Annotated in this window: 22 protein-coding genes; 16 read left to right on the forward strand and 6 right to left on the reverse strand. The window is 66.6% G+C overall.

Annotated features, from left to right (window positions below):
• Positions 1 to 206: 206 nt before the first annotated feature.
• Positions 207 to 1,262, forward strand: coding sequence for a YeeE/YedE family protein (locus ATO6_RS17870; protein WP_088625390.1), 1,056 nt, complete (start codon positions 207 to 209; stop codon positions 1,260 to 1,262).
• On the opposite strand, the gene ATO6_RS17875 is transcribed toward ATO6_RS17870, so the two are convergent.
• Positions 1,263 to 2,540 carry a DUF3422 family protein gene (locus tag ATO6_RS17875; protein ID WP_088625391.1) on the reverse strand — a complete coding sequence of 426 codons (1,278 nt, stop codon included), beginning with the start codon at positions 2,538 to 2,540 and terminating at the stop codon, positions 1,263 to 1,265.
• 246 nt (positions 2,541 to 2,786) lie between these two features.
• On the opposite strand from ATO6_RS17875, the gene ATO6_RS17880 reads away from it, so the two are divergent.
• Complete coding sequence (locus tag ATO6_RS17880) at positions 2,787 to 3,500, forward strand: MauE/DoxX family redox-associated membrane protein (RefSeq protein WP_088625461.1); 714 nt, start codon at positions 2,787 to 2,789, stop codon at positions 3,498 to 3,500.
• 9 nt (positions 3,501 to 3,509) lie between these two features.
• Here the strand turns inward: ATO6_RS17880 and ATO6_RS17885 are convergent, their stop codons facing one another.
• Entirely contained in the window at positions 3,510 to 4,727 is a 1,218-nt protein-coding gene (locus tag ATO6_RS17885; protein WP_088625392.1) for an FAD-dependent monooxygenase, read from the reverse strand.
• A gap of 99 nt (positions 4,728 to 4,826) precedes the next feature.
• Entirely contained in the window at positions 4,827 to 5,249 is a 423-nt protein-coding gene (dksA, locus tag ATO6_RS17890) for an RNA polymerase-binding protein DksA (RefSeq protein ID WP_088625393.1), read from the reverse strand.
• A 498-nt stretch (positions 5,250 to 5,747) separates the two neighbouring features.
• Here dksA and ATO6_RS17895 point away from each other — a divergent pair, with 498 nt between their 5' ends.
• The 6 genes from ATO6_RS17895 (at position 5,748) to ATO6_RS17915 (ending at position 11,360) form a co-directional block, all read left to right on the forward strand.
• Positions 5,748 to 6,896 (forward strand): hypothetical protein, encoded by a 1,149-nt coding sequence (locus ATO6_RS17895; protein WP_176440983.1) that lies wholly within the window; start codon positions 5,748 to 5,750, stop codon positions 6,894 to 6,896.
• Positions 6,897 to 7,023: 127 nt separating this feature from the next.
• Positions 7,024 to 7,863, forward strand: a complete 840-nt coding sequence (locus tag ATO6_RS17900; RefSeq protein ID WP_088625395.1) for a MoxR family ATPase — start codon at positions 7,024 to 7,026, stop codon at positions 7,861 to 7,863.
• 217 nt (positions 7,864 to 8,080) lie between these two features.
• A complete protein-coding gene (locus tag ATO6_RS17905; protein ID WP_088625396.1) occupies positions 8,081 to 8,539 on the forward strand; it encodes a GNAT family N-acetyltransferase in 459 nt (152 codons plus the stop codon).
• Entirely contained in the window at positions 8,536 to 9,915 is a 1,380-nt protein-coding gene (locus ATO6_RS17910) for a DUF2927 domain-containing protein (protein ID WP_088625397.1), read from the forward strand. Before ATO6_RS17905 ends, ATO6_RS17910 begins: the two co-directional genes overlap by 4 nt.
• A 1-nt stretch (position 9,916) precedes the next feature.
• Complete coding sequence (locus tag ATO6_RS25135) at positions 9,917 to 10,084, forward strand: hypothetical protein (protein WP_176440984.1); 168 nt, start codon at positions 9,917 to 9,919, stop codon at positions 10,082 to 10,084.
• A 91-nt stretch (positions 10,085 to 10,175) separates the two neighbouring features.
• Positions 10,176 to 11,360, forward strand: coding sequence for a VWA domain-containing protein (locus ATO6_RS17915; protein WP_088625398.1), 1,185 nt, complete (start codon positions 10,176 to 10,178; stop codon positions 11,358 to 11,360).
• 27 nt (positions 11,361 to 11,387) lie between these two features.
• Here the strand turns inward: ATO6_RS17915 and ATO6_RS17920 are convergent, their stop codons facing one another.
• Positions 11,388 to 11,927, reverse strand: coding sequence for a hypothetical protein (locus ATO6_RS17920; protein WP_141102035.1), 540 nt, complete (start codon positions 11,925 to 11,927; stop codon positions 11,388 to 11,390).
• 302 nt (positions 11,928 to 12,229) lie between these two features.
• Between ATO6_RS17920 and ATO6_RS17925 the strand changes: the two genes are divergently transcribed.
• The 4 genes from ATO6_RS17925 (at position 12,230) to ATO6_RS17940 (ending at position 14,642) form a co-directional block, all read left to right on the forward strand.
• Positions 12,230 to 12,898: a DedA family protein gene (locus tag ATO6_RS17925; RefSeq protein WP_176440985.1), complete on the forward strand. Its 669-nt coding sequence runs from the start codon at positions 12,230 to 12,232 to the stop codon at positions 12,896 to 12,898.
• A gap of 144 nt (positions 12,899 to 13,042) precedes the next feature.
• On the forward strand, positions 13,043 to 13,327 hold the full coding sequence (locus ATO6_RS17930) for a hypothetical protein (protein WP_088625401.1): 285 nt from the start codon (positions 13,043 to 13,045) through the stop codon (positions 13,325 to 13,327).
• Positions 13,320 to 13,934, forward strand: coding sequence for a DedA family protein (locus ATO6_RS17935; RefSeq protein WP_088625402.1), 615 nt, complete (start codon positions 13,320 to 13,322; stop codon positions 13,932 to 13,934). Before ATO6_RS17930 ends, ATO6_RS17935 begins: the two co-directional genes overlap by 8 nt.
• 15 nt (positions 13,935 to 13,949) lie before the next feature.
• Positions 13,950 to 14,642 (forward strand): M48 family metalloprotease, encoded by a 693-nt coding sequence (locus tag ATO6_RS17940; RefSeq protein WP_088625403.1) that lies wholly within the window; start codon positions 13,950 to 13,952, stop codon positions 14,640 to 14,642.
• Here the strand turns inward: ATO6_RS17940 and ATO6_RS17945 are convergent.
• A complete protein-coding gene (locus tag ATO6_RS17945; RefSeq protein WP_088625404.1) occupies positions 14,639 to 14,824 on the reverse strand; it encodes an SAP domain-containing protein in 186 nt (61 codons plus the stop codon). The two genes, ATO6_RS17940 and ATO6_RS17945, sit on opposite strands and share 4 nt — an antisense overlap.
• 85 nt (positions 14,825 to 14,909) lie before the next feature.
• Between ATO6_RS17945 and ATO6_RS17950 the strand changes: the two genes are divergently transcribed.
• From ATO6_RS17950 to ATO6_RS17965, 4 genes are all read left to right on the forward strand, one after another.
• A complete protein-coding gene (locus ATO6_RS17950; protein ID WP_088625405.1) occupies positions 14,910 to 15,911 on the forward strand; it encodes an LLM class flavin-dependent oxidoreductase in 1,002 nt (333 codons plus the stop codon).
• A gap of 195 nt (positions 15,912 to 16,106) precedes the next feature.
• Positions 16,107 to 17,684 (forward strand): glutamine-hydrolyzing GMP synthase, encoded by a 1,578-nt coding sequence (gene guaA / locus ATO6_RS17955; RefSeq protein ID WP_088625406.1) that lies wholly within the window; start codon positions 16,107 to 16,109, stop codon positions 17,682 to 17,684.
• A gap of 414 nt (positions 17,685 to 18,098) precedes the next feature.
• Positions 18,099 to 18,527, forward strand: coding sequence for a Fur family transcriptional regulator (locus ATO6_RS17960; protein WP_088625407.1), 429 nt, complete (start codon positions 18,099 to 18,101; stop codon positions 18,525 to 18,527).
• Between the two features lie 72 nt (positions 18,528 to 18,599).
• Positions 18,600 to 19,514, forward strand: coding sequence for a DMT family transporter (locus tag ATO6_RS17965; RefSeq protein WP_088625408.1), 915 nt, complete (start codon positions 18,600 to 18,602; stop codon positions 19,512 to 19,514).
• Here ATO6_RS17965 and clpS read toward each other — a convergent pair.
• Positions 19,478 to 19,789, reverse strand: a complete 312-nt coding sequence (gene clpS, locus ATO6_RS17970; protein ID WP_088625409.1) for an ATP-dependent Clp protease adapter ClpS — start codon at positions 19,787 to 19,789, stop codon at positions 19,478 to 19,480. The two genes, ATO6_RS17965 and clpS, sit on opposite strands and share 37 nt — an antisense overlap.
• Positions 19,790 to 19,943 lie beyond the last annotated feature (154 nt).

Consider the following 19,943-nt stretch of genomic DNA (forward strand, 5'->3'; position numbering starts at 1 on the left):
AAATAAGGACGAGACATCGTCAATCGCGACCGGCCCGGCATGACATGCGCGGGCCGGTTCGCTTTCGGGGACCTTGTTTCGGGTCTGAGGCCTTGTTCGGGAATTCGTTCCCCCAATCGCCCGGATCAAGGTATTCGCCTATCTTGATATGACCGAGCCACCGGCGTTATCGGAACAAAGTTCTGTTATTTCGCCGGAGCCCTTCCATGTTCGAGTCCCTCGGTTTCGAAACGCTCACCCCGCGCGGGGCCAGCGTTTACCTCGCCCTCATCCTCGGCGCGCTGTTCGGTCTGCTGGCCGAGCGCACCGCCTTCTGCCTGCGGCGTGCGGTCGTTGGCGAGGACCGGCGGCAGGCCGCTGGCGTCTGGCTGATGGCACTGGCCGTCGCCGTGGCGGGCACGCAGGCCGCCGCCGTGGCGGGGCTGATCGACTTCGGCGACCACCGCCTGACGACCGGCTCGCTGCCGCTGCTGGCGCTGGTGGCGGGCGGTCTTGCGTTCGGCACCGGCATGGTCCTGACCCGTGGCTGCATCTCGCGCCTGACGGTGCTGGGCGCGGGTGGCAACCTGCGGGCGTTCTTCGTCCTCGCCCTCTTCGCCATCGTGGCCCATGCGACGCTCAAGGGCGCGCTTACGCCGCTCCGGACAGTGCTTTCGGGCTTCACCGTCGAACTGGGTGCGTCCGCCAACCTCGCCACATGGGCCGGCGGCCCGCTGCTGTGGTCCGCCGTCATCGCCCTGCCCGCGCTGGCTGTCGCGCTGACCTCGGGCAACCGTCCCGGCCGCCTGATCCTCGCCGCCATGATCGGCGCACTGGTGCCGCTCGGCTGGATCGGCACGGGCTACGTCCTGCTGGACGAATTCGACCCGATCGCGATGGAGAGCCTGTCCTTCATCGCGCCGTGGACCGAGACGCTGTTCTGGACCATCGCCTCGACCGCCATCGAACCGGGCTTCGGCACCGGGCTGATCGGCGGCGTGCTGGTCGGTGCCCTCGTCTCCACCCTGATCGCGGGCCGTTTCCGCTGGCAGAGTTTCGAGACGCCCCGCCAGACCGGCCGCTACGCGGCAGGCGCGGTCCTGATGGGCGTGGGCGGCGTGCTGGCCGGGGGCTGCACCGTGGGCGCGGGCCTGGCCGGTGTGCCGACGCTGGGCCTGTCGGCGCTGATCGCGCTGGCCTCCATCGTCGCGGGCGCGGCCTTGGCGGCGCGGGTTCTGGGCGAGGCGGGCGGCACATCCGCCCTGCCCGTCCCCGCCGAATGATCAGTGCAGGCGCCTGATCCGGCGCACCAGCAGCCAGACGGACAACACGACCGGCGGCACGATCAGTGCCGTCAGCCATGTCTTGTCCAGCCCCGCCATGTAGGCGAGCGGCATCGCCAGATAGGCGACGAGGCTGACCGCGTAATAGCTGATCGCCACGACCGACAGCCCCTCCACCGTCTTCTGCAGCCGCAACTGTGCATCCGCCCGGCGGTCCATGCTTTCCAGCAGCTTCTGGTTCTGCGCGCTGCGTTCGACATCCACGCGGGTCTGCAACAGCTCGCCCGCGCGGATCGCCCGGTCGGCCAGCTTCGCCAGCCGCGCCTCGGTCGAACGCACCGTCCGCATCGCCGGGTCGTAGCGCCGGGTGACGAACTCGGTGAAACTCTGCCGCCCGCGAAACTTCACCTCGCGCAGCAGGTCGATCCGCTCCAGCACGATCGCTTCGTAAGCCGCCGTCGCGCCGAAGCGGAAGGCCGCCTGCGCGCCCATGTTCTCCAGCTCCGCGGCCACGGCCAGCAGGCGGTCCAGCGTCGCCTCGGCCCGTGTCGCGCCATCCGCCATGGCGCCGATCAGTGCGGTCAGTTCGCGGTCCATGCCGCCCATCCTCGGGTTGATGTCGCGCGCCCGCGCAAAACCAAGCATCGACATGGCGCGATAGGTCTCGATCTCGCACAGCCGCTGCACGATCCGCCCCGTGCGCCGCGCCCCCAGTTCGGCACCGGCAAAGACGGCGAACCGCATGTGCCCGGCCGGGTCGATGCGGAAATCGCCCGCCACGACCGCCTCGTCGTCCAGCACATGCGCGGCGGCGAGGCTTTCGGGCACGAACCAGTCGTCCAGCCGCGCGGCGATCTCGGCCCCGTCCGCCGGGCGCGGCGCGACCCGGACGAGGATCGACGTCATCCGCACGCCGGGCGCGGTGTCGAGCCACCCGGCCGGAAAGACATCGAACTCCGCCGGATCGAAGGGCCGCCCCGTCAGCCCCTCGCTGATCGCGGTGTAGGTCACGAATTCCGTGTGGCTTTCCCATTTCAACTGGTGCCGCCCGATCTGCCCTGACCAGTGCGTTGCCCCCGGCTGAGGATGCGGCGCGCCGTGCCGGTCGAGCAGCGAAACCAGATGCGCGACATCCGCCGCCCGGTCCCGCGCCACCGCCCCGTCGGGACGCTTGATCGCAAGGAAGACGACCGTCGCCGGGGCGGTCAGGGCCGGAAACGGACGGGCGTGCAGTTCGTTGGCAAGCTGGTAGCGCAGCGGGTGATCTGTGAGGGGCATGGCGCGTCTCCGGGTCAGGTTGCAACGCATAGCGTGCCGACGCCATCCGAGGAACGCGCTTTTTGTCGCAATATCAATACGTTGAAAGAATACATTTGTATGCCGAAACTTCCGGCGGGGTAAATGTGTTGTTCCGGCAGAGGAAAGGAGACGGCCATGAGCGCGACTTCGGAACTTGAGGGCACCCTCACAGACCACCGCAAACGGCAGGATGCCAGCGCACGGCCACGCGCGATCCTCTACCGGATGGTCATGCCCGAACACATCTGCCCCTATGGCCTGAAGTCCAAGTGGCTGCTTGAAAGCCACGGCTTCGACGTCGAGGACCATCATCTGACGACACGCGCCGAAACAGACGCCTTCATGGAGCGGCACGAGGTCAAGACGACCCCCCAGACCTTCATCGCGCAGGAACGGATCGGCGGGTATGACGACCTGCGGGCCTACTTCGGCCAGCCGCTGGCGGATGCGGACGATACCAGCTACCGCCCGGTCATCGCGATCTTCGGCGTTTCCTTCCTGATGGCCCTGTCCATCATGGCGCTCAGCGGAGGCTCGATCCTGTCGCTGGCCACGGTCACAACATTCATCGCCATCGCGATGTGCCTGCTCGGGGTCCAGAAGTTGCAGGACGTCGAAGGGTTCTCGACCATGTTCCTGAACTACGACCTGCTGGCCCGTCGCTGGGTGCCCTACGGCTATGTCTATCCCTATGCCGAAACGCTGGCCGGTGTCCTGATGCTGGGCGGGCTGCTGCCCTGGGTGTCGGGGCCGGTCGCCCTGTTCATCGGCTCGGTCGGGGCGTGGTCGGTGTTCCGAGCGGTCTATATCGAGAAGCGGGAGCTCAAGTGCGCCTGCGTCGGCGGCGGGTCTAACGTGCCGCTCGGCTTCGTGTCGCTGACCGAGAACGTGATGATGATGCTGATGGGGATCTACACGCTGATCGGTATAGCACTGTAGCGCCTTGCGTCAGGTGCCCGGAGCGACCGGTTCCGCGTCCGATCCGCCGGACAGGACAGCGCCACCGGTGACGTCCTCGCGGTAAATCCAGTCGAACTGACGCACCATGGCTGCCGGCGCGACGATCCCCCCGAGACGCAGCGCCAAGTGGCCTGCCGCGCGCAAAGGCGGCAGGCTGACATGATACTTCCACGCATTGCGAGAGGCCGCGCCGACGATCCGGGCCGCGCGCCGGGCGCGACGGTCCTGATAGGCGGCGAGCCGGTCCGGCAAGGCGCCAGGGCCGTCGAGCGTTTCGGCCAGAACCCACGCATCCTCGAGCGCAAGGCATGCGCCCTGCGCCATGAAGGGCAGCGTCGGATGGGCCGCGTCGCCAAGCAGCGCCAGACCCCCGTCGTGCCACCGCCGGGCCACCGGGTGCCGGAACAGGCCCCAGCGTCCGACCGTCTCGACCCGCGACAGCAGCTCCCGCACCTCTGGACCGAACCCCGCGAAGAGCGCCCGCAGTGCCGCCGGATCGCCGGGCTGGGACCAGCTTTCCTCGGTCCATTCCGGGGTTTCATAAACGGCGACTATGTTGCGCGCCCGTCCGCCGCGCAGCGGGTAGGTCACCAGATGCCGCCCCGGCCCCATGAAGAGCCGCACCTCGGGTTCCAGCGGGCCAGTCTCCTCGACCATCGCACGCCATGCGACCTGTCGGGTGAAGAAAGGCTTGGCCGCGCCGTTCAGGGCGGGACGCACGCGGGAATGCAGACCGTCGGCGCCGATGACCACATCGGCCCGCACCCGTGCGCCCTGCATCGTCACGATCTCGGGCCGCGCGCCGCCATGCACCTCGGCCGCCTGATGCATCAGGCCGATCCTTGCGCCCGCGGCCCGTGCGCCCTGCGCCAGAACGTCGATCAGGTCGGCCCGGTAAACGCAGTAATGCCCGCCCGTCCCGTGCCGCGCGACATCCAGCGGCAGCACCTCTTCGCCATGGTGATTGCAGAGCGTCACAGCCTCGGCCCGGACCGCACCGGTCCGCTTGAGCGCGGTGTCGAGGCCAAGACCCCGCAGCACGGCCATCCCGTTGGGCGACACCTGCAGCCCCGCGCCGACCTCGCGGATCTCGGCGGCCTGCTCCAGCACGCGCACCTCGGCCCCGCGCAGCGCAAGGGCGCGGGCGGCGGCCAGACCACCGATCCCGGCGCCGATGATCGCGATATGTGTGCCGCTCAGACTCATGGCGCCTGTTGATACGAAAAAACGCCGGGACGAAAGCCCGGCGCGACCTCTTTACCACCCGATCCGCAAAGCGGAAATTCGAAACCGTCCGCCGCGACCTCAGTCGTCGCGATGAACCTTCTCGCGCCGCTCGTGACGCTCCTGCGCCTCGAGGCTCATGGTAGCGATCGGCCGCGCATCGAGCCGCTTGAGGCTGATCGGCTCACCGGTCACTTCGCAATACCCGTATTCGCCCTCGTCGATCCGGCGGAGCGCCGCGTCGATCTTGGACACCAGCTTGCGCTGACGGTCACGGGTTCTGAGTTCCAGTGCGCGATCGGTCTCTTCGCTCGCGCGGTCTGCGACATCGGGAATGTTACGCGTGCTGCCCTGCAGACCTTCGATGGTCTCCCGGCTGTCTTCGAGGATCTCATCCTTCCAGGCCAGCAACTTTCTCCGGAAATATTCGAGCTGACGCTCGTTCATGAAAGGTTCGTCTTCAGCGGGCTGATAGTCATCAGAGAGAAACGTCTCCGCTTTCATCCACAAGGCTCCTTCAAAAACCGGCCGTGTCCGTCGTTTTTGGATCACCGACGACCACAGAGCCACCCCACGCGAGCATCTACCCCTTTCGTTCCCCCATGTCACTACACAATGCTGAAAATGCTCGCTTCCCATTCCGAGGTGCGTATCGAGCCGACGACGGATGTCCATGCGATTGCCTCTTGCGTCCGTCCGGGGCCGAGGCAATCGTGACCTCCAGCGGACAAGGGTGGGCTATTGGGGCTCCATCCTGATGGTCCGCTGCGCCGGCGGTCCGGGACCGCCGATTTTGTCGGGGCGTATTTCATGTCTTCATTTCTCCCGCGCCACGCGTGGTGCATGGTTCTGTGTGTGTCCATTCTGTCGTTTTCACTGACTGCCGGGCGTTCCGAGGAATGGGGAAATGCCTGGTCCGAGGTCCGAGGCTGGACCGTATATCAATCCGAAGACACCGGGTGTCACGCGAGTCGCAACATCGCCACCACGATGGAGCTGGGGATGCTGGTGTCCCCGGCGGGCAATTGGGAAATGCTGCTGTCGACCCAGACCGCCCACGACATCAGCGTGCCCGGCAGCTGGACTGTCGACGGGCAGTCGCATGAGACCGAATTCTATTCCTACGAGGGCTGGTACCGGGTTCCGGTCGACGGCCCCGAACGTCGGACGCTTGCCGCGGGCCGGACTCTGGTGGTCCAGACGCCGACAGAATACGAGGCGTTCCAGTTGGACGGCATGACCGCCATGCTATTGAAAATGCAGGAATGTTGGGAAAGCGCGACCAACCCTTCGCCGGACAGCAACAAGGCACCAGTCGAAGCCCTGCCCAAGCCCGGCACGGGCGCCGAGACGCCGCGCGACGCGACCCGGGCGGTCTATGGGCAGGCCCGTGGGTGGACGATCTATTCGACGACCGCCTACGGCGAATACAGCGGTTGCCGGATGGAACGTGGCGGCGGGTTCGACTTTTCCCTGACCCGCAATGTCGGATACTGGACGTTCTCGCTCCCCGTGTCGCTGCCGCAGGACACGCTTGCCGACGTCATCCTCGACATCGACCGATACAGCTTCGACCTCCGCATGATCGCGTCGTCGAGCGGAGAGCTGACGGCCCGGATCGATCCTGCATTGGTGCAGCGGATCGCGCAGGCCGGTGTGATCCAGGTCGTGGTGAATGGCGCCTCGCACGGACTGTCGGCCAGCGGGACGCAGGCGGCCATCTCGAAGATCGGCGAATGCGACGACCGGCGCGGACGGACCGCGGCGGCGGCCCCTGCCCCGTCTCCGCGGCTACCGGATCGCAACGCACAACCGGGGATCAAGCCGGTGCCGCCGCACATCCGCATTCCCGGCGGCGACAGCGATGCCTATAAGATGGGCACCGGCTGTCCGGCGGTCGGGTCGGTCAAGTCGCCCAACCTTCAGGACTGGGGCAACATCACCTTCGTCAACCGGTCTGACCGCGCGGTCCTCATCTACTGGCTGGACTACGATGGGCTGCCGGTCGAGATGGCCGGGCTGGGCCGGAACGAGCAGATCTACATCAACTCGACAGCCGGGCATTTCTTCGTGGCCAAGGACAGCGACTTTGCCTGCCATGGCGGAGTGATCGAGGTTCCACTGGGGGAAAACACACATACGATCCGTTGAAAGCCCGCGGACCCGACCACATCCTTGCAACCCGGCCCCTGTGACCTGCCGACCGGCAGGCTGCGGATTGCGGGTCATGCCGAAGCGCACTAGTGTCGATCCCGACACGTCACGAGGAATGGATCGCATGAAATTCGAAGGCACCAAGGATTACGTCGCAACGGACGACCTGACCGTAGCTGTGAACGCGGCAGTCACCCTGGAACGCCCCCTGCTGGTCAAGGGCGAACCGGGCACCGGCAAGACGGAGCTGGCGCGGCAGGTGGCCAATGCCCTCGGGCTCGAGATGATCGAGTGGAACATCAAGTCCACCACCAAGGCCCAGCAGGGCCTTTACGAATACGACGCCGTCAGCCGCCTGCGTGACTCGCAGCTCGGCGACGAACGGGTGCACGACGTCTCGAACTACATCAAGAAGGGCAAGCTCTGGACCGCGTTCGAGGCCGACACCAAGGTCGTGCTGCTGATCGACGAGATCGACAAGGCGGACATCGAGTTCCCGAACGACCTGCTGCAGGAACTCGACAAGATGGAGTTCCACGTCTACGAGACCGGCGAGACGATCAAGGCCAGGAACCGGCCGATCGTCATCATCACCTCGAACAACGAAAAGGAACTGCCGGACGCCTTCCTGCGCCGCTGCTTCTTCCACTACATCCGGTTCCCGGACATGGACACGATGAAAGCCATCGTCGCCGTCCACCATCCGGGCATCAAGGAACAGCTGCTGACCACGGCGCTGACCCAGTTCTTCGAGCTGCGCGACACCTCGGGCCTCAAGAAGAAGCCCTCGACCTCGGAGGTGCTGGACTGGCTCAAGCTGCTGCTGGCCGAGGACCTGACCGCCGAGGACCTGAAGCGCGACGGCGCGAACGCCCTGCCCAAGCTGCACGGCGCGCTGCTCAAGAACGAGCAGGACGTGCACCTGTTCGAACGTCTGGCCTTCATGGCGCGCGGCCAGCGCTGAGACCAGTCCGATGGCGGCCCCCATCCGGGGTCGCCATCGGCACGCTCCGGCCCGACCCATCTGTCACACAGGGTCACATTCCGCCGGTCACGTCCCCATGCCCCTTGCCATCGCGCCGCGGCGCTGGAACTATCCGCCAAGCTAAACGCCACATTAATGCCCGCATGGGACAACAGACTGGCGACACGGCAAGGCAGCGCAAGCAAGAGGTGCACATATGGCGGAGCGGTCGTTGATCGTGCGCCCGTTGGAAGCGTCGGACCGGGCCGACTGGGAACGTCTCTGGGATCTGTATCTCGAGTTCTATCACACCTCGACCACGCCCGAGGTGCGGGATGTCTATTTCCAGCGACTGCTCGGCAAGGATCCGCAGGATTTCAGCTGTCTGATCGCGACGCTTGACGGCCGCGCCGTAGGGCTTACGCATTACCTGTTCCATCGCCACGGCTGGAAGATAGAGAACGTGTGCTACCTGCAGGACCTTTACGCCGATCCCGACGTGCGTGGCACCGGTGTCGGGCGTGCGCTGATCGAGGCGGTCTATGCCGCCGCCGATGCTGCCGGCGCGCCCTCGGTCTACTGGCTGACCCAGACCGGCAACGCGACCGCGCGGCTGTTGTATGACCGGATCGCCCAGCCCACCGATTTCATGAAGTACCAGCGGGTTACCGGATGAAGCTCGCCTTCGCCCCGGTCATTCTGGCCCTGACGGTCGGCTGCCAGCCGATGGACTACAACCCCGAGCCCGCTTCGCGCGCGGCGGCAGCGCCGGCCGGCCTGCAGATGCAGCCGATGAAGCTGTTCTCCGAGGCGCGCGGGGGACAGGCCCGGATCACCCAGTCGAACAGCGACATCGCCCGCGACTTCCTCGATCTGACCTTCATGCTCGAATCCGGGCGGGCGCTGCCCGTTCTCACCCGGTTCGAGGAGCCGATCCGCGTCCGCATCAGCGGCGCGCCGCCGGCCGGGATGACGACCGAGCTCGACCGCGTCCTGAAACGGATGCGGGGCGAGGCGGACATCGACATCCAGCGCACCAGCGGCGAGGCGAATGTCATCATCCAGGCTGTCTCCAGCGCCCAGATCCGCAAGCATCTGCCGCAAGCCGCCTGTTTCGTGGTGCCGAACGTCACCTCGCTGTCCGACTACGCGGCCGCGCGCCGCAACGACGGCGCGTCCTGGACCACCCTGACCGAGCGCAAGCGGATCGCGATCTTCGTGCCCAACGACGTCAGCCCGCAGGAGGTCCGCGACTGCCTGCACGAGGAACTGGCACAGGCGATCGGACCTCTGAACGACCTCTACCGGCTGGACAGCTCCGTCTTCAACGACGACAACATCCACACCGTCCTGACCTCGTTCGACATGCTGATCCTGCGTGCATATTACGATCCGCGCCTGCATTCCGGCATGACCCGCGACGAGGTCGCAGCGCGCCTGCCCGAGATACTGGCGCGGCTGAACCCGGCGGGCGCGAACCGTGGCGCGCAGTATATCAGCGCCACCCCGCGTCCGTGGATCGAGGCGATCCAGACCGCCCTCGGGCCGGGCGCCTCGGCCCCGAACCGACTCCGTGCGGCGCAGCGCGCCTTGGACATCGCGATCGCTCAGGGCTGGAACGATCACCGCCTCGCCTTTTCGCATTACGCCCTCGGCCGTCTGGTCCAGGCACGCGATCCCGCACAGGCCGTCGCCCATTACCGCAGCGCCGACATCATCTATGCCCGCAGCGGCACAACGGCGATCCACCGGGCATTTGTCCGCACCCAGCTCGCCGCCCATTCCCTCGCCCGCGGCGATGCCTCCGGCGCACTGCGCACCCTGCGCGGTCAGGCGGAACTGGCCCGCCGTTATGAGAACGCGGCGCTTCTCGCCTCGATCCAGATGCTGGAGGCCGAGGCGCTGGATTACACCGGTGACGCGGACCAGGCACGCAAGGTCAGGCGGGACAGTATCGGCTGGGCGCGTTATGGCTTCGGTCCCGACTGGGCCGTCCGCGCCAAGCTGAGCGAGGTCGCCGCCCTGAACCCGAAAAAGACCGGAGGGTCGTGACATGCTGGTGATCATCGGCGTCGTTCTGGGCGCAGCCTGGGGCGGCTGGCGCGCCAAGGCGCGCGGCGGAAAACGGGCGGACATCCTGCAATATGCCGCCGTCCATGCGCTGATCTTCGCGATTGCGGGACTGTTCCTGACGCTGTTCCTGCACCGCGCCCTCGTATGAGTGAACCGACCGACCGGCAGGTTATCCTGCTGGCATCCGGAGCAATGACCGGTTAGGCTCGGATCAAGTCACGCGCAGGACCGGATCGCCCATGTTCATTCCCTTTTTCGAGAACCTCAGAAAACACGCCGTCCCCGTCACGCTCCGGGAATACCTGACCTTCCTCGAAGCGATGCGCGCCGGGCTCTGCACCTACGACCCCGAGGCGTTCTATTACCTCGCCCGCACGGCGATGGTGAAGGACGAGCGGAACATCGACAAGTTCGACATCGCCTTCGCCAAGACCTTCGAAGGGCTGGAAAACATCACCTTCGAACAGGTGATGGAGGCCGTCGAACTGCCCGCCGAATGGCTGGAGCAGATGGCCGAGAAATACCTGACCGCCGAAGAGATGGCCGAGATCAAGGCGCTCGGCGGCTTCGACAAGCTGATGGAGACGCTCAAGCAGCGGCTCAAGGAACAGCAGGGCCGGCACGAGGGCGGCAACAAGTGGATCGGCACCAAGGGCACCTCGCCCTTCGGCGCGCAGGGCTACAACCCCGAGGGCGTCCGCATCGGGCAGGAGAAATCGCGCCACCAACGCGCCGTAAAGGTCTGGGACAAAAGGGAATTCAAGAACTTCGACGACGACGTCGAACTGGGCACCCGCAACATCAAGGTCGCGTTGAAACGGCTCAGGAAATGGGCCCGCGACGGGGCGCACGAGGAACTGGACCTCGACAACACCATCCGCTCGACCGCCGAGCATGGCTATCTGGACGTCAAAGTCCGGCCCGAGCGGCGGAACGCGGTCAAGGTGCTGCTGTTCCTCGACGTCGGCGGGTCCATGGATCCGCACATCAAGGTGATGGAGGAGCTGTTCAGCGCCGCCAAGGCCGAGTTCAAGCACATGCAGCACTTCTACTTCCACAACTGCCTCTACGAAGGCGTGTGGAAGGACAACCGCCGCCGCTGGTCCGATCAGACCCCGACATGGGAGGTGCTGCGGACCTATGGCAGCGACTACAAGGCGATCTTCATCGGTGACGCCTCGATGAGCCCCTACGAGGTCGCCTATCCCGGTGGCGCGAACGAGCACTGGAACGAGGAATCGGGCGAAACATGGCTGCGCCGCGCGCGCGAGCAATGGCCGAACAACCTGTGGATCAACCCGGTGCCGCGCAAGTACTGGGGCTACACCCAGTCGATCAAGCTGATCCGCGAGATCTTCGACGACCGGATGCACCCGATGACGCTCGAGGGGCTGTCGCAGGGGATGAAGGAACTCAGCCGCTGAACCGTGACGACGGGCGGCGTGGCGGTCTTACTGCCTGCCGCTGTCGATCCGGGCGACAAGCACCCCGTTCTGGATGAAGAGGTCCAGCAATTCCGTTGCCGCCTCGACCGGCGCGGTGCCGAAATCGACGGTGATCCGCCCGCGTTCGACGACGGCGGAATGAATGACCTGCGACATCATGCTGTCCATCGGACGCCGGGCCCCTTCCAGGTCGACCCACTTGGCGAACCATGTTTCGAACCCCACCACTTCGGGCGGCGCCGGGGTCAGGTTGAAGGCGATGGATTCCCATGACACCGGCCCGACCTCCAGCGTCAGGTCCCCGTAGGACATGGTGTATCCACCGACATAGGCCCCTTCGTTGAGCGAAACCTCGACCGCGCCGTTGTCAGCGCCGGTCCGCCCGACGAAATCCACGACATAGATGTCCTGAAAGGTCTCGCCCGGCATCCGGAACGCAATCTCCGGGAACACCGCTTCAAAGCGGTCCAGCTGCTGCTGGTACGCGTACTGGAACTCGGCGACATATGCCGTCTGCAATAAAGTAAGCAGTGTCAGAATGTTCATGAGGTCAACGTCTTGTGCAGGCACGTTATCGACTCTCAAATTCGAGCCTGTCAAACACTGATGTTGAATAGCGTCACTCTGTCCGGCCTCAGATGCCCGTCCGTGTCCGTGACGTCACGGTAAGCGACGCGAAAATTAACGAAAGCCGGCAATCGACACCAAAAAACCGGGCCCACCGTGGACTGCGGCTGGATCGTTTCATTCCCTATGCTGCCACTGGAAAAGGCACCGCGACAATCAGCCCGCTGTTGCCAGCCAGTCGCGTATGGACCTGCAGCATCCGCTCTGTTTGTCTGCACCGCATGGCCGATCCCGCGCGACCGCCCCTCGGACCCGACACAGCGACCCCGGATGTCCCGGCGGACGACTGGATCCTCAGTGCGCTCTACGATCACGGACCGGCGGTGATGTTCGTCCTGTGCCTCGCTTCCTGTATCGCCCTGCCCGTCCCGGCCTCGATCGCCATGATCTCGGCCGGGGCCGCCGCCGCGACCGGCGGACTGGAGTTGTGGCAGATCGCGCTTGCCTCGCTGGCGGGGGCCATCGTGGGCGACCAGATCGCCTATGCCATCGGCGGCGTGGGACGCGGGCCGCTGATCCGCTGGATCGACGCCAAGGAACCGCGCCGCGCCGCCCGGCTGAAGGCCGAGGACTGGCTGCGCGACCGTGGCGGGCCGGGCGTCTTCCTCAGCCGCTGGCCGGTGTCGCCGATCGGGCCCTACGTGAACTTCGCCGCCGGGGCCGCGGCCTTCGGATGGCTGCGCTTCACACTCTGGTCCGCGCCGGGCGAAGCCGTCTGGGTCGCCGTGAACACCGCGCTCGGCTACGTGTTCTCGGGCCAGATCACCGCAGTGGCCATGGTCGCGCAGGAGGCCACGGGCCTCGTCCTCGCCGTCATCTTCGCCCTCGGGGCAAGCTACGTCCTGCGCCGCGCGTTAAAGGCCCGGCGCGCCGCGAAAGAGGACGACTGAGGCACCGCGCCGCCTTGCGCCCGCACCGCCGCTGCGCCACGCTCGGAGCACCTGACCGGAGCCAAGACCCTGCCGCGCCTCGCCACCCTCCTGCGCCTGATCCGGCTGCATCCGTTCGCCGCGCTGCTGTTCGGCGCGGGCACGTTGTTTGCGCTGGTCTTCGTCGTACGGACGCTGTTTTTCGTCGTCTACTGGTCTGACCCCGCGCATCGCAACCAGGCACCCGAAGTCTGGATGACCCCGCGCTACATCGCGCATTCCTGGCAGATTCCACCCGAGGCGCTGGCCGAGGCGCTGCAGATCCCCGACCCGCCCCCGCGCCACGCCACGCTGGCCGAGATCGCCCGCCTGCGCGGGATGACCACCGAGGCGCTGATCGCCGAACTGACCGTCTTTCTCGCCCGTCACCGGCAGGCCACGCATGAGTGACGCGATCTCCGCCCTCGTCGCGGAATGGGGCCTGCCGCTGCTCTTCGCCGTGACCTTCCTGTCGTGCCTCGCCCTGCCCGTGCCCTCCTCGCTCGCCATGCTGACGGCCGGGGCCTTCACCGTGACGGGCGACCTGACACTCTGGGCCACCGCGCTCGCCGCCTTCGCCGGCGCCGTGCTGGGCGACCAGACCGGCTATGTCCTCGCCCGCTTCGGCGCGGACCGGCTCGACGCCTTCACCGCCACACGCCCGCGCCGCCGGGCCCTGCTGGACCGCGCCCGGCGGATGATCGAAAAACGCGGCGGACCGGGTATCTTCCTCAGCCGCTGGCTGGTCTCGCCGCTCGGCCCCTATGCGAATTTCATCGCCGGGCTGACCCGGTTCCCGCACCTTGCCTTCACCCTCTGGGGCGCGGCAGGCGAAGCGGTCTGGGTCGCACTCTACGTCGGGCTCGGGCGGCTCTTCGCCGGTCAGCTCGACATGGCCGCCGAATTCGCGGGCGACCTCTCGGGGCTTTTCGCCGCGCTCGCCGTGATGGGCGTGTCAGCATGGTGGATGACACATTCGCTGCGCCACCGCCGCCGCATTGCCGGACGCCACGACTGACCCCATATCGGATCCATGCTGCGCTTCACCCCCATCCTGCTCGCCATCCTCTACGGCCTCGTCGTCTACCGCTTCTCGGTCTGGCGCACGAAGAAGGAGCTCGACGCGCGGTCCTCCGAACTCGCCGATCCGCAGCTCTTGGCCGTGACCCGCAAGCTGGCACAGGCGCTCGACCTGCCCCGCATCCGCGTCCACCTCTACGAGATCGACCCGGTGAACGGCCTCGCCGCCCCCGACGGGCGTATCTTCCTGACCCGCGGCTTCTACAACAAGTTCCGCGCGGGCGAAGTTTCGGCCGAGGAGATGGCCTCGGTCATCGCCCATGAACTGGGCCACGTGGCACTCGGCCATGCCCGGCGGCGGATGATCGACTTTTCCGGCCAGAACGCGCTGCGCACGGCGCTCGGGCTGATCCTGTCGCGGATCATTCCCGGCATCGGCATCTGGATCGCGGGCATGTTGACCTCGCTTCTGGCCGCGCGCCTGTCGCGCTCGGATGAATACGAGGCCGACGCCTATGCCGCCGCCCTGCTGACCAAGGCGGGCATCGGCACGGCCCCGCAGAAATCGCTGTTCCGCAAGCTCGCCGCGCTTACGGGCGGCAGCGGCACGGCGCCCGCCTGGCTGATGAGCCACCCGAAAACCGAGGAACGCATCGCCGCGATCGACAAACTGGAGGCGGGCTGGAACGCCAAGAGGCTGACCTAACCCCGCCAGGGCATCGGCGCGCCGTCCAGCCAGGCCTCGACCCGCGCGGCGAGAGCGCCCTTGCTGCCTGACGCGGGCAGACCCCGCAATCTCAGGAAATCCCGCAGGTCCGACTTCATCCAGTCGTGATCGCGGAAGTCCTCCGCAGACATGTGTTCGTCCAGTTCCGGCCTTGCCCTCATCCCGCGACTCCCGTTCACTGCGCCGCAACGAAATAGCAGGCCCCTGCTGACAGCCCTCCGTCAGCAGCGTGCCGGGAAGGACCTCATGCGTTACTCACTGCTCGACCTCTCTCCGGTCTCCGAAGGCCACGACGCCGCCGAGGCCATCGCCGCCTCCGCCGCGCTCGCGCAGACCGCCGAAGCCGAGGGCTACACCCGCTTCTGGCTGGCCGAACACCACAACATGCCGGGAATCGCCTCGGCTGCGACCTCGGTGATGATCGGTCACGTGGCGGGCAAGACCTCCAAGATACGCGTCGGTTCGGGCGGGATCATGCTGCCCAACCACTCGCCGCTGGTGATCGCCGAACAGTTCGGCACGCTGGCCACGATCTATCCGGGGCGCATCGACCTCGGCCTCGGGCGCGCGCCCGGCACCGACATGATGACCGCCCGCGCCCTGCGCCGGAACCTGCAGGCGCCCGACACCTTCCCGCAGGACGTGCTGGAACTGGCCGCCTACCTCGGACCGGTCGAACCCGGCCAGCACCTGCGCGCGATCCCCGGTTCGGACACCAACATCCCGATCTGGATCCTCGGCTCCTCGCTCTATGGCGCGCAGCTGGCGGCCCACCTCGGCCTGCCCTACGCCTTCGCCTCGCACTTCGCCCCCGACGCGCTGGAGGAGGCCTCCGAGATCTACCGCCGCACCTTCCGTCCGTCCGAAGCGCTGGCCGAGCCGCATTTCATGATGGCGATCAACGTCTTCGCAGCCGACACGGATGCCGAGGCCGCCCGCATCCGCACCTCCGCCCAGCTCGGCATGATCAACCTCCGCTCGGGCCGCCCCGGCAAGCTGCCCGCGCCCGTCGACCGGCTGGAGGATCACGTCGACCCCGGCATGATCCAGATGACCAACATCGGCGGTCGTATCCGCGCCTGCGGCGCCCCGGACACCATCCGCGCCGATCTGAAGACCCTGATCGACACCTACCAGCCAGACGAGGTCATCATCTCCGGCCAGATCCACGACCCCGCCGCACGCCGCCACAGCTTCACCCTCGCCGCCGCCGCCCTGCGCGACCTCGGCGCCGAACCGGCCCCCTGACCGCTCGCCACACCTTCCGGAGTGTCTCGCAGGCTCCCCTGCTTCTTCTGGTCAAAAATACTTTCGGGGGGTCCGGGGGGCAGACAGCCCCCCGGCCTCAACGCCCGCACACCATCCGGGCATCCTTGCGCCCCAGGCACCCCCGCCTCCAACCACCCACTTGCGCCCGCCCCGTCCCGGCAATAAAGCCGGGTCATGAGCGACCAGATCCACGACCGCCTTCTCATCATCGACTTCGGCAGCCAGGTGACGCAGCTGATCGCGCGCCGCCTGCGCGAACTGTCGGTCTATTGCGAAATCCATCCCTACCAGAAGGTCGACGACGCCTTCCTCAGGGACTTCGCCCCGAAGGCCATCATCTTCTCCGGCGGCCCGGACAGCGTGACCCGCGCAGGGTCCCCGCGCCCGCCGCAACTGGCCTATGACCTCGGTGTGCCGATCCTCGGCATCTGCTACGGCCAGCAGGTGATGATGCAGGATCTCGGCGGCCGGGTCGAAGGCGGCAAGATCTCGGGCGGCGGCGGCACCGCCGAATTCGGCCGCGCCTACGTCACCCCGTCCGACGAACGCATCGACCTGCTGACGGGCTGGTTCCTCGACGGACGCGAGCAGGTCTGGATGAGCCACGGCGACCATGTCGCGGCCCTCGCCCCCGGTTTCGCGGTCTACGGCACCTCGCCGAACGCGCCCTTCGCGATCACCGCCGATCTCGACCGTCGCTTCTTCGCCGTCCAGTTCCACCCCGAGGTGCACCACACCCCCAACGGCAAGACACTCTACGAAAATTTCGTGCGTCTGGCGGGGTTCACCGGCGACTGGACGATGTCCGCCTACCGCGAAGAGGCAATCCGCCTGATCCGCGAACAGGTCGGCGACAAAAAGGTGATCTGCGGCCTGTCGGGCGGCGTCGACAGTTCCGTCGCCGCCGTGCTGATCCACGAGGCCATCGGCGACAACCTGACCTGCGTGTTCGTGGACCACGGCCTGCTGCGCCAGAACGAGGCGCAGGAAGTCGTCACGATGTTCCGCGACCACTACAACATCCCGCTGATCCACGCGGACGAAAGCGAGCTGTTTCTCGGCGAGCTGGAGGGCGTCACGGACCCGGAGGTCAAGCGCAAGACCATCGGACGGCTGTTCATCGACGTGTTCCAGAAATACGCGAACCAGATCGAGAACGCCGAGTTCCTGGCCCAGGGCACGCTCTACCCGGACGTCATCGAGTCGGTCTCCTTCTCCGGCGGTCCCTCGGTCACGATCAAGTCGCACCACAACGTGGGCGGCCTGCCCGAAAAGATGGGCCTCAAGCTGGTCGAGCCGCTGCGCGAGCTCTTCAAGGACGAGGTCCGCGCGCTCGGCACCGAACTTGGCCTGCCCGCCTCCTTCATCGGTCGCCACCCCTTCCCCGGCCCCGGCCTCGCCATCCGCTGCCCCGGCGAGATCACCCGCGACAAGCTCGAGATCCTGCGCAAGGCCGACGCGGTCTACATCGACCAGATCCGCAAGCACGGTCTCTACGACGAGATCTGGCAGGCCTTCGTGGCCATCCTGCCCGTGCGGACCGTCGGCGTGATGGGCGACGGGCGAACCTACGACTACGCCTGCGCCCTGCGCGCCGTGACGAGCGTCGACGGGATGACGGCGGACTACTACCCCTTTACGCATGACTTCCTCGGCGAGACCGCGACGCGGATCATCAACGAGGTCGAGGGGATCAACCGCGTGACTTACGACATAACGTCGAAACCGCCGGGAACGATCGAGTGGGAGTGATCCCACGGTCCGGGCAAGCGTGACGGACCGGTTCTCCGGACGGGCTTCGAGCCCGTCCGGAGAAGCCTCCGGCGGGAGTTTATCCGGCCAGATGAAGCGGATCGGCATCGCCTGTGCCGACACCGTGCAAGCAGGCCCGAACCCTATGTTGCTCTGCTGTCGTTCAGTCATCTGCGACGGAGGCTCGTCGTCCACCTCAATACGGACCGCCGGTGCCCCGGCGCGCTCCACTGAGCGCCGCAGCCGGCATCACGACCGGGCCACTGTCTCCGGAATCGAAATCACGGGATGCACGCCCATCTTCCTGCAAACCCCGCCCCCCGTTTCAGGCAGTCCCGCCCGCGACCCAAACCGCTTGCCCTGCCCGCCCGGCTTTTGCGACAAGGAGATCCCAACGACTCGGGCCGGGGCCGGATGACCAGACGCGACACGATCATCGAACGCTGCGCAACGCAGGGCCTGCGCATGACCGGCCCGCGCCGCGTCATAGCAGAGGTGCTGGACACCTCGCGCGATCACCCGGATGTCGAGGAACTGCACGCCCGCGCCAATGCCCGTGACAACCGGATCTCGCTGGCGACGGTGTATCGGACCGTGAAGCTGTTCGAGGAGCAGGGCATCCTCGAGAAGGTCGACTTCGGCGATGGCCGCGCCCGCTACGAAGACGCCGAACGCGATCACCACGATCACCTGATCGACCTCGATACGGGCCGGGTGATCGAATTCGTCGATCCCGAGATCGAGAAGCTGCAGGAAAGGATCGCGGCCAAGCTGGGTTACGAGCTGCGCGGTCACCGGCTGGAACTCTACGGCGTGAAACGGCCTCCGCGCGACGACGGGTAAACCCGCCGCTGCGCTTGACAACGCGACCCGCCGGGCGCACGAGCCGCGACAGCACTCCAGCCCGGATTTCCCATGGACAACCTGCGCGGCATTCTCCTCGTCCTCTTTTCGATGGCGGCCTTTTCGGTCGAGGATCTGTGGGTCAAGCAGATGACCCAGTCGGTGCCGACCGGTCAGGTCATCGGCATGATCGGCCTTGGCGGCATGCTGGTCTTTGGACTCGTGGCGCTGGCCACCCGGACGCCGTTGCTGGTTCCCGCGATGCGCCGGCCGCCCTTCGTCATTCGCACCGTGGCCGAGGGCTTTGCCGCGCTCTCTTTCATCACCTCGCTTTCGCTCGTCCCGCTTTCGACCGTCGCCGCCGTGTTCCAGGTCGCGCCGTTGGCGATCACGCTGGGCGCTGCGCTGTTTCTGGGCGAAGCCGTCGGATGGCGGCGCTGGAGCGCGATCATCATCGGCTTTGTCGGCGTGCTGATCATCATCCGCCCCGGCATGGAGGGCTTCCGCCCCGAAGCGCTGTTGGTGCTGATCGCGGTGATCGCCATCGCCGCGCGCGATCTGTCGTCGCGCCGTCTGCCGCAGGATCTGTCGTCGATCTCGGTCTCGTTCTACGGATTCTCGGCCCTTGTCGTCGCAGCGCCCATCCTGATGACGATCCAGATGACCGCGCCAACGGGGCTTGGCGGGACCGACAGTCTGCGCCTTGTCGGATCGGTCCTGTTCGGCGTGTCGGGCTACTATGCCATCGTCCTTGCAACCCGCATCGGCGATGTCTCGGCCGTGATGCCGTTCCGCTATTCGCGTCTGGTCTTCTCGCTGATCATCGGTGTCGCGATCCTTGGCGAAAACCCGGACGGCTACACCCTGCTCGGCGCGGGGATCATCATCGCCTCGGGGCTCTATTCCTACCTCCGCGAGCGCCATCTCGCCCGGCGCGCGGCGACGCAGGCTCAGCTTTCGCGTTCGGTGGTGAAGGTCAGCGGATAACCGGCGACCCGACCACGGTCGTTGGCCTGCGCGACCTTCGTCTCGGCCACCTCTTTGGTATAGACCGCGACCACGCAGGCGCCCCGGCGATGCGCCGTCAGCATCACGCCGAGCGCTTCGCCCTCGGTCATGCGGAACACGCCCTGGAGCACCTTCACCACGAACTCCCGCGGGGTGAAATCGTCGTTCAGAAGGATGACCTTCCACAGCCTGGGCCGCTCGGTCCGCGCGCGGGTCCGGGTCTCGGGTTTGACGATGGTGATCTGATCCGACACGTCCGCCGCTCCGGCCCGACTGGCATCGGCTTACAGTATCGCCGATCCCCCGGACTGCCGCAAGCGCGGGTCCTGCCCGGCCATTGCGCAGAAGTTGGCGATTTTCCGCCAGTGCCACCTCGAAACCCTTGAAAATTTACCAAACTTTTGATCA

The sequence above is a fragment of the Oceanicola sp. 22II-s10i genome, from assembly GCF_002210105.1.
Lineage (GTDB): Bacteria > Pseudomonadota > Alphaproteobacteria > Rhodobacterales > Rhodobacteraceae > Pseudooceanicola.

Bases quoted from the DNA above. Each gene is read 5' to 3' on its own strand.
- ATO6_RS17965 (WP_088625408.1), top strand. From the start codon at position 18,600: ATGGACAACCTGCGCGGCATTCTCCTCGTCCTCTTTTCGATGGCGGCC.
- ATO6_RS17880 (WP_088625461.1), top strand. From the start codon at position 2,787: ATGGTCATGCCCGAACACATCTGCCCCTATGGCCTGAAGTCCAAGTGG.
- ATO6_RS17875 (WP_088625391.1), bottom strand. From the start codon at position 2,540: ATGCCCCTCACAGATCACCCGCTGCGCTACCAGCTTGCCAACGAACTG.
- guaA (WP_088625406.1), top strand. From the start codon at position 16,107: ATGAGCGACCAGATCCACGACCGCCTTCTCATCATCGACTTCGGCAGC.
- ATO6_RS17920 (WP_141102035.1), bottom strand. From the start codon at position 11,927: ATGAACATTCTGACACTGCTTACTTTATTGCAGACGGCATATGTCGCC.
- ATO6_RS17885 (WP_088625392.1), bottom strand. From the start codon at position 4,727: ATGAGTCTGAGCGGCACACATATCGCGATCATCGGCGCCGGGATCGGT.
- ATO6_RS17940 (WP_088625403.1), top strand. From the start codon at position 13,950: ATGCTGCGCTTCACCCCCATCCTGCTCGCCATCCTCTACGGCCTCGTC.
- ATO6_RS17900 (WP_088625395.1), top strand. From the start codon at position 7,024: ATGAAATTCGAAGGCACCAAGGATTACGTCGCAACGGACGACCTGACC.
- ATO6_RS17870 (WP_088625390.1), top strand. From the start codon at position 207: ATGTTCGAGTCCCTCGGTTTCGAAACGCTCACCCCGCGCGGGGCCAGC.
- ATO6_RS17945 (WP_088625404.1), bottom strand. From the start codon at position 14,824: ATGAGGGCAAGGCCGGAACTGGACGAACACATGTCTGCGGAGGACTTC.
- ATO6_RS17910 (WP_088625397.1), top strand. From the start codon at position 8,536: ATGAAGCTCGCCTTCGCCCCGGTCATTCTGGCCCTGACGGTCGGCTGC.
- ATO6_RS25135 (WP_176440984.1), top strand. From the start codon at position 9,917: ATGCTGGTGATCATCGGCGTCGTTCTGGGCGCAGCCTGGGGCGGCTGG.
- ATO6_RS17935 (WP_088625402.1), top strand. From the start codon at position 13,320: ATGAGTGACGCGATCTCCGCCCTCGTCGCGGAATGGGGCCTGCCGCTG.
- ATO6_RS17925 (WP_176440985.1), top strand. From the start codon at position 12,230: ATGGCCGATCCCGCGCGACCGCCCCTCGGACCCGACACAGCGACCCCG.
- ATO6_RS17905 (WP_088625396.1), top strand. From the start codon at position 8,081: ATGGCGGAGCGGTCGTTGATCGTGCGCCCGTTGGAAGCGTCGGACCGG.
- ATO6_RS17950 (WP_088625405.1), top strand. From the start codon at position 14,910: ATGCGTTACTCACTGCTCGACCTCTCTCCGGTCTCCGAAGGCCACGAC.
- ATO6_RS17895 (WP_176440983.1), top strand. From the start codon at position 5,748: ATGCTGGTGTCCCCGGCGGGCAATTGGGAAATGCTGCTGTCGACCCAG.
- ATO6_RS17915 (WP_088625398.1), top strand. From the start codon at position 10,176: ATGTTCATTCCCTTTTTCGAGAACCTCAGAAAACACGCCGTCCCCGTC.
- dksA (WP_088625393.1), bottom strand. From the start codon at position 5,249: ATGAAAGCGGAGACGTTTCTCTCTGATGACTATCAGCCCGCTGAAGAC.
- ATO6_RS17960 (WP_088625407.1), top strand. From the start codon at position 18,099: ATGACCAGACGCGACACGATCATCGAACGCTGCGCAACGCAGGGCCTG.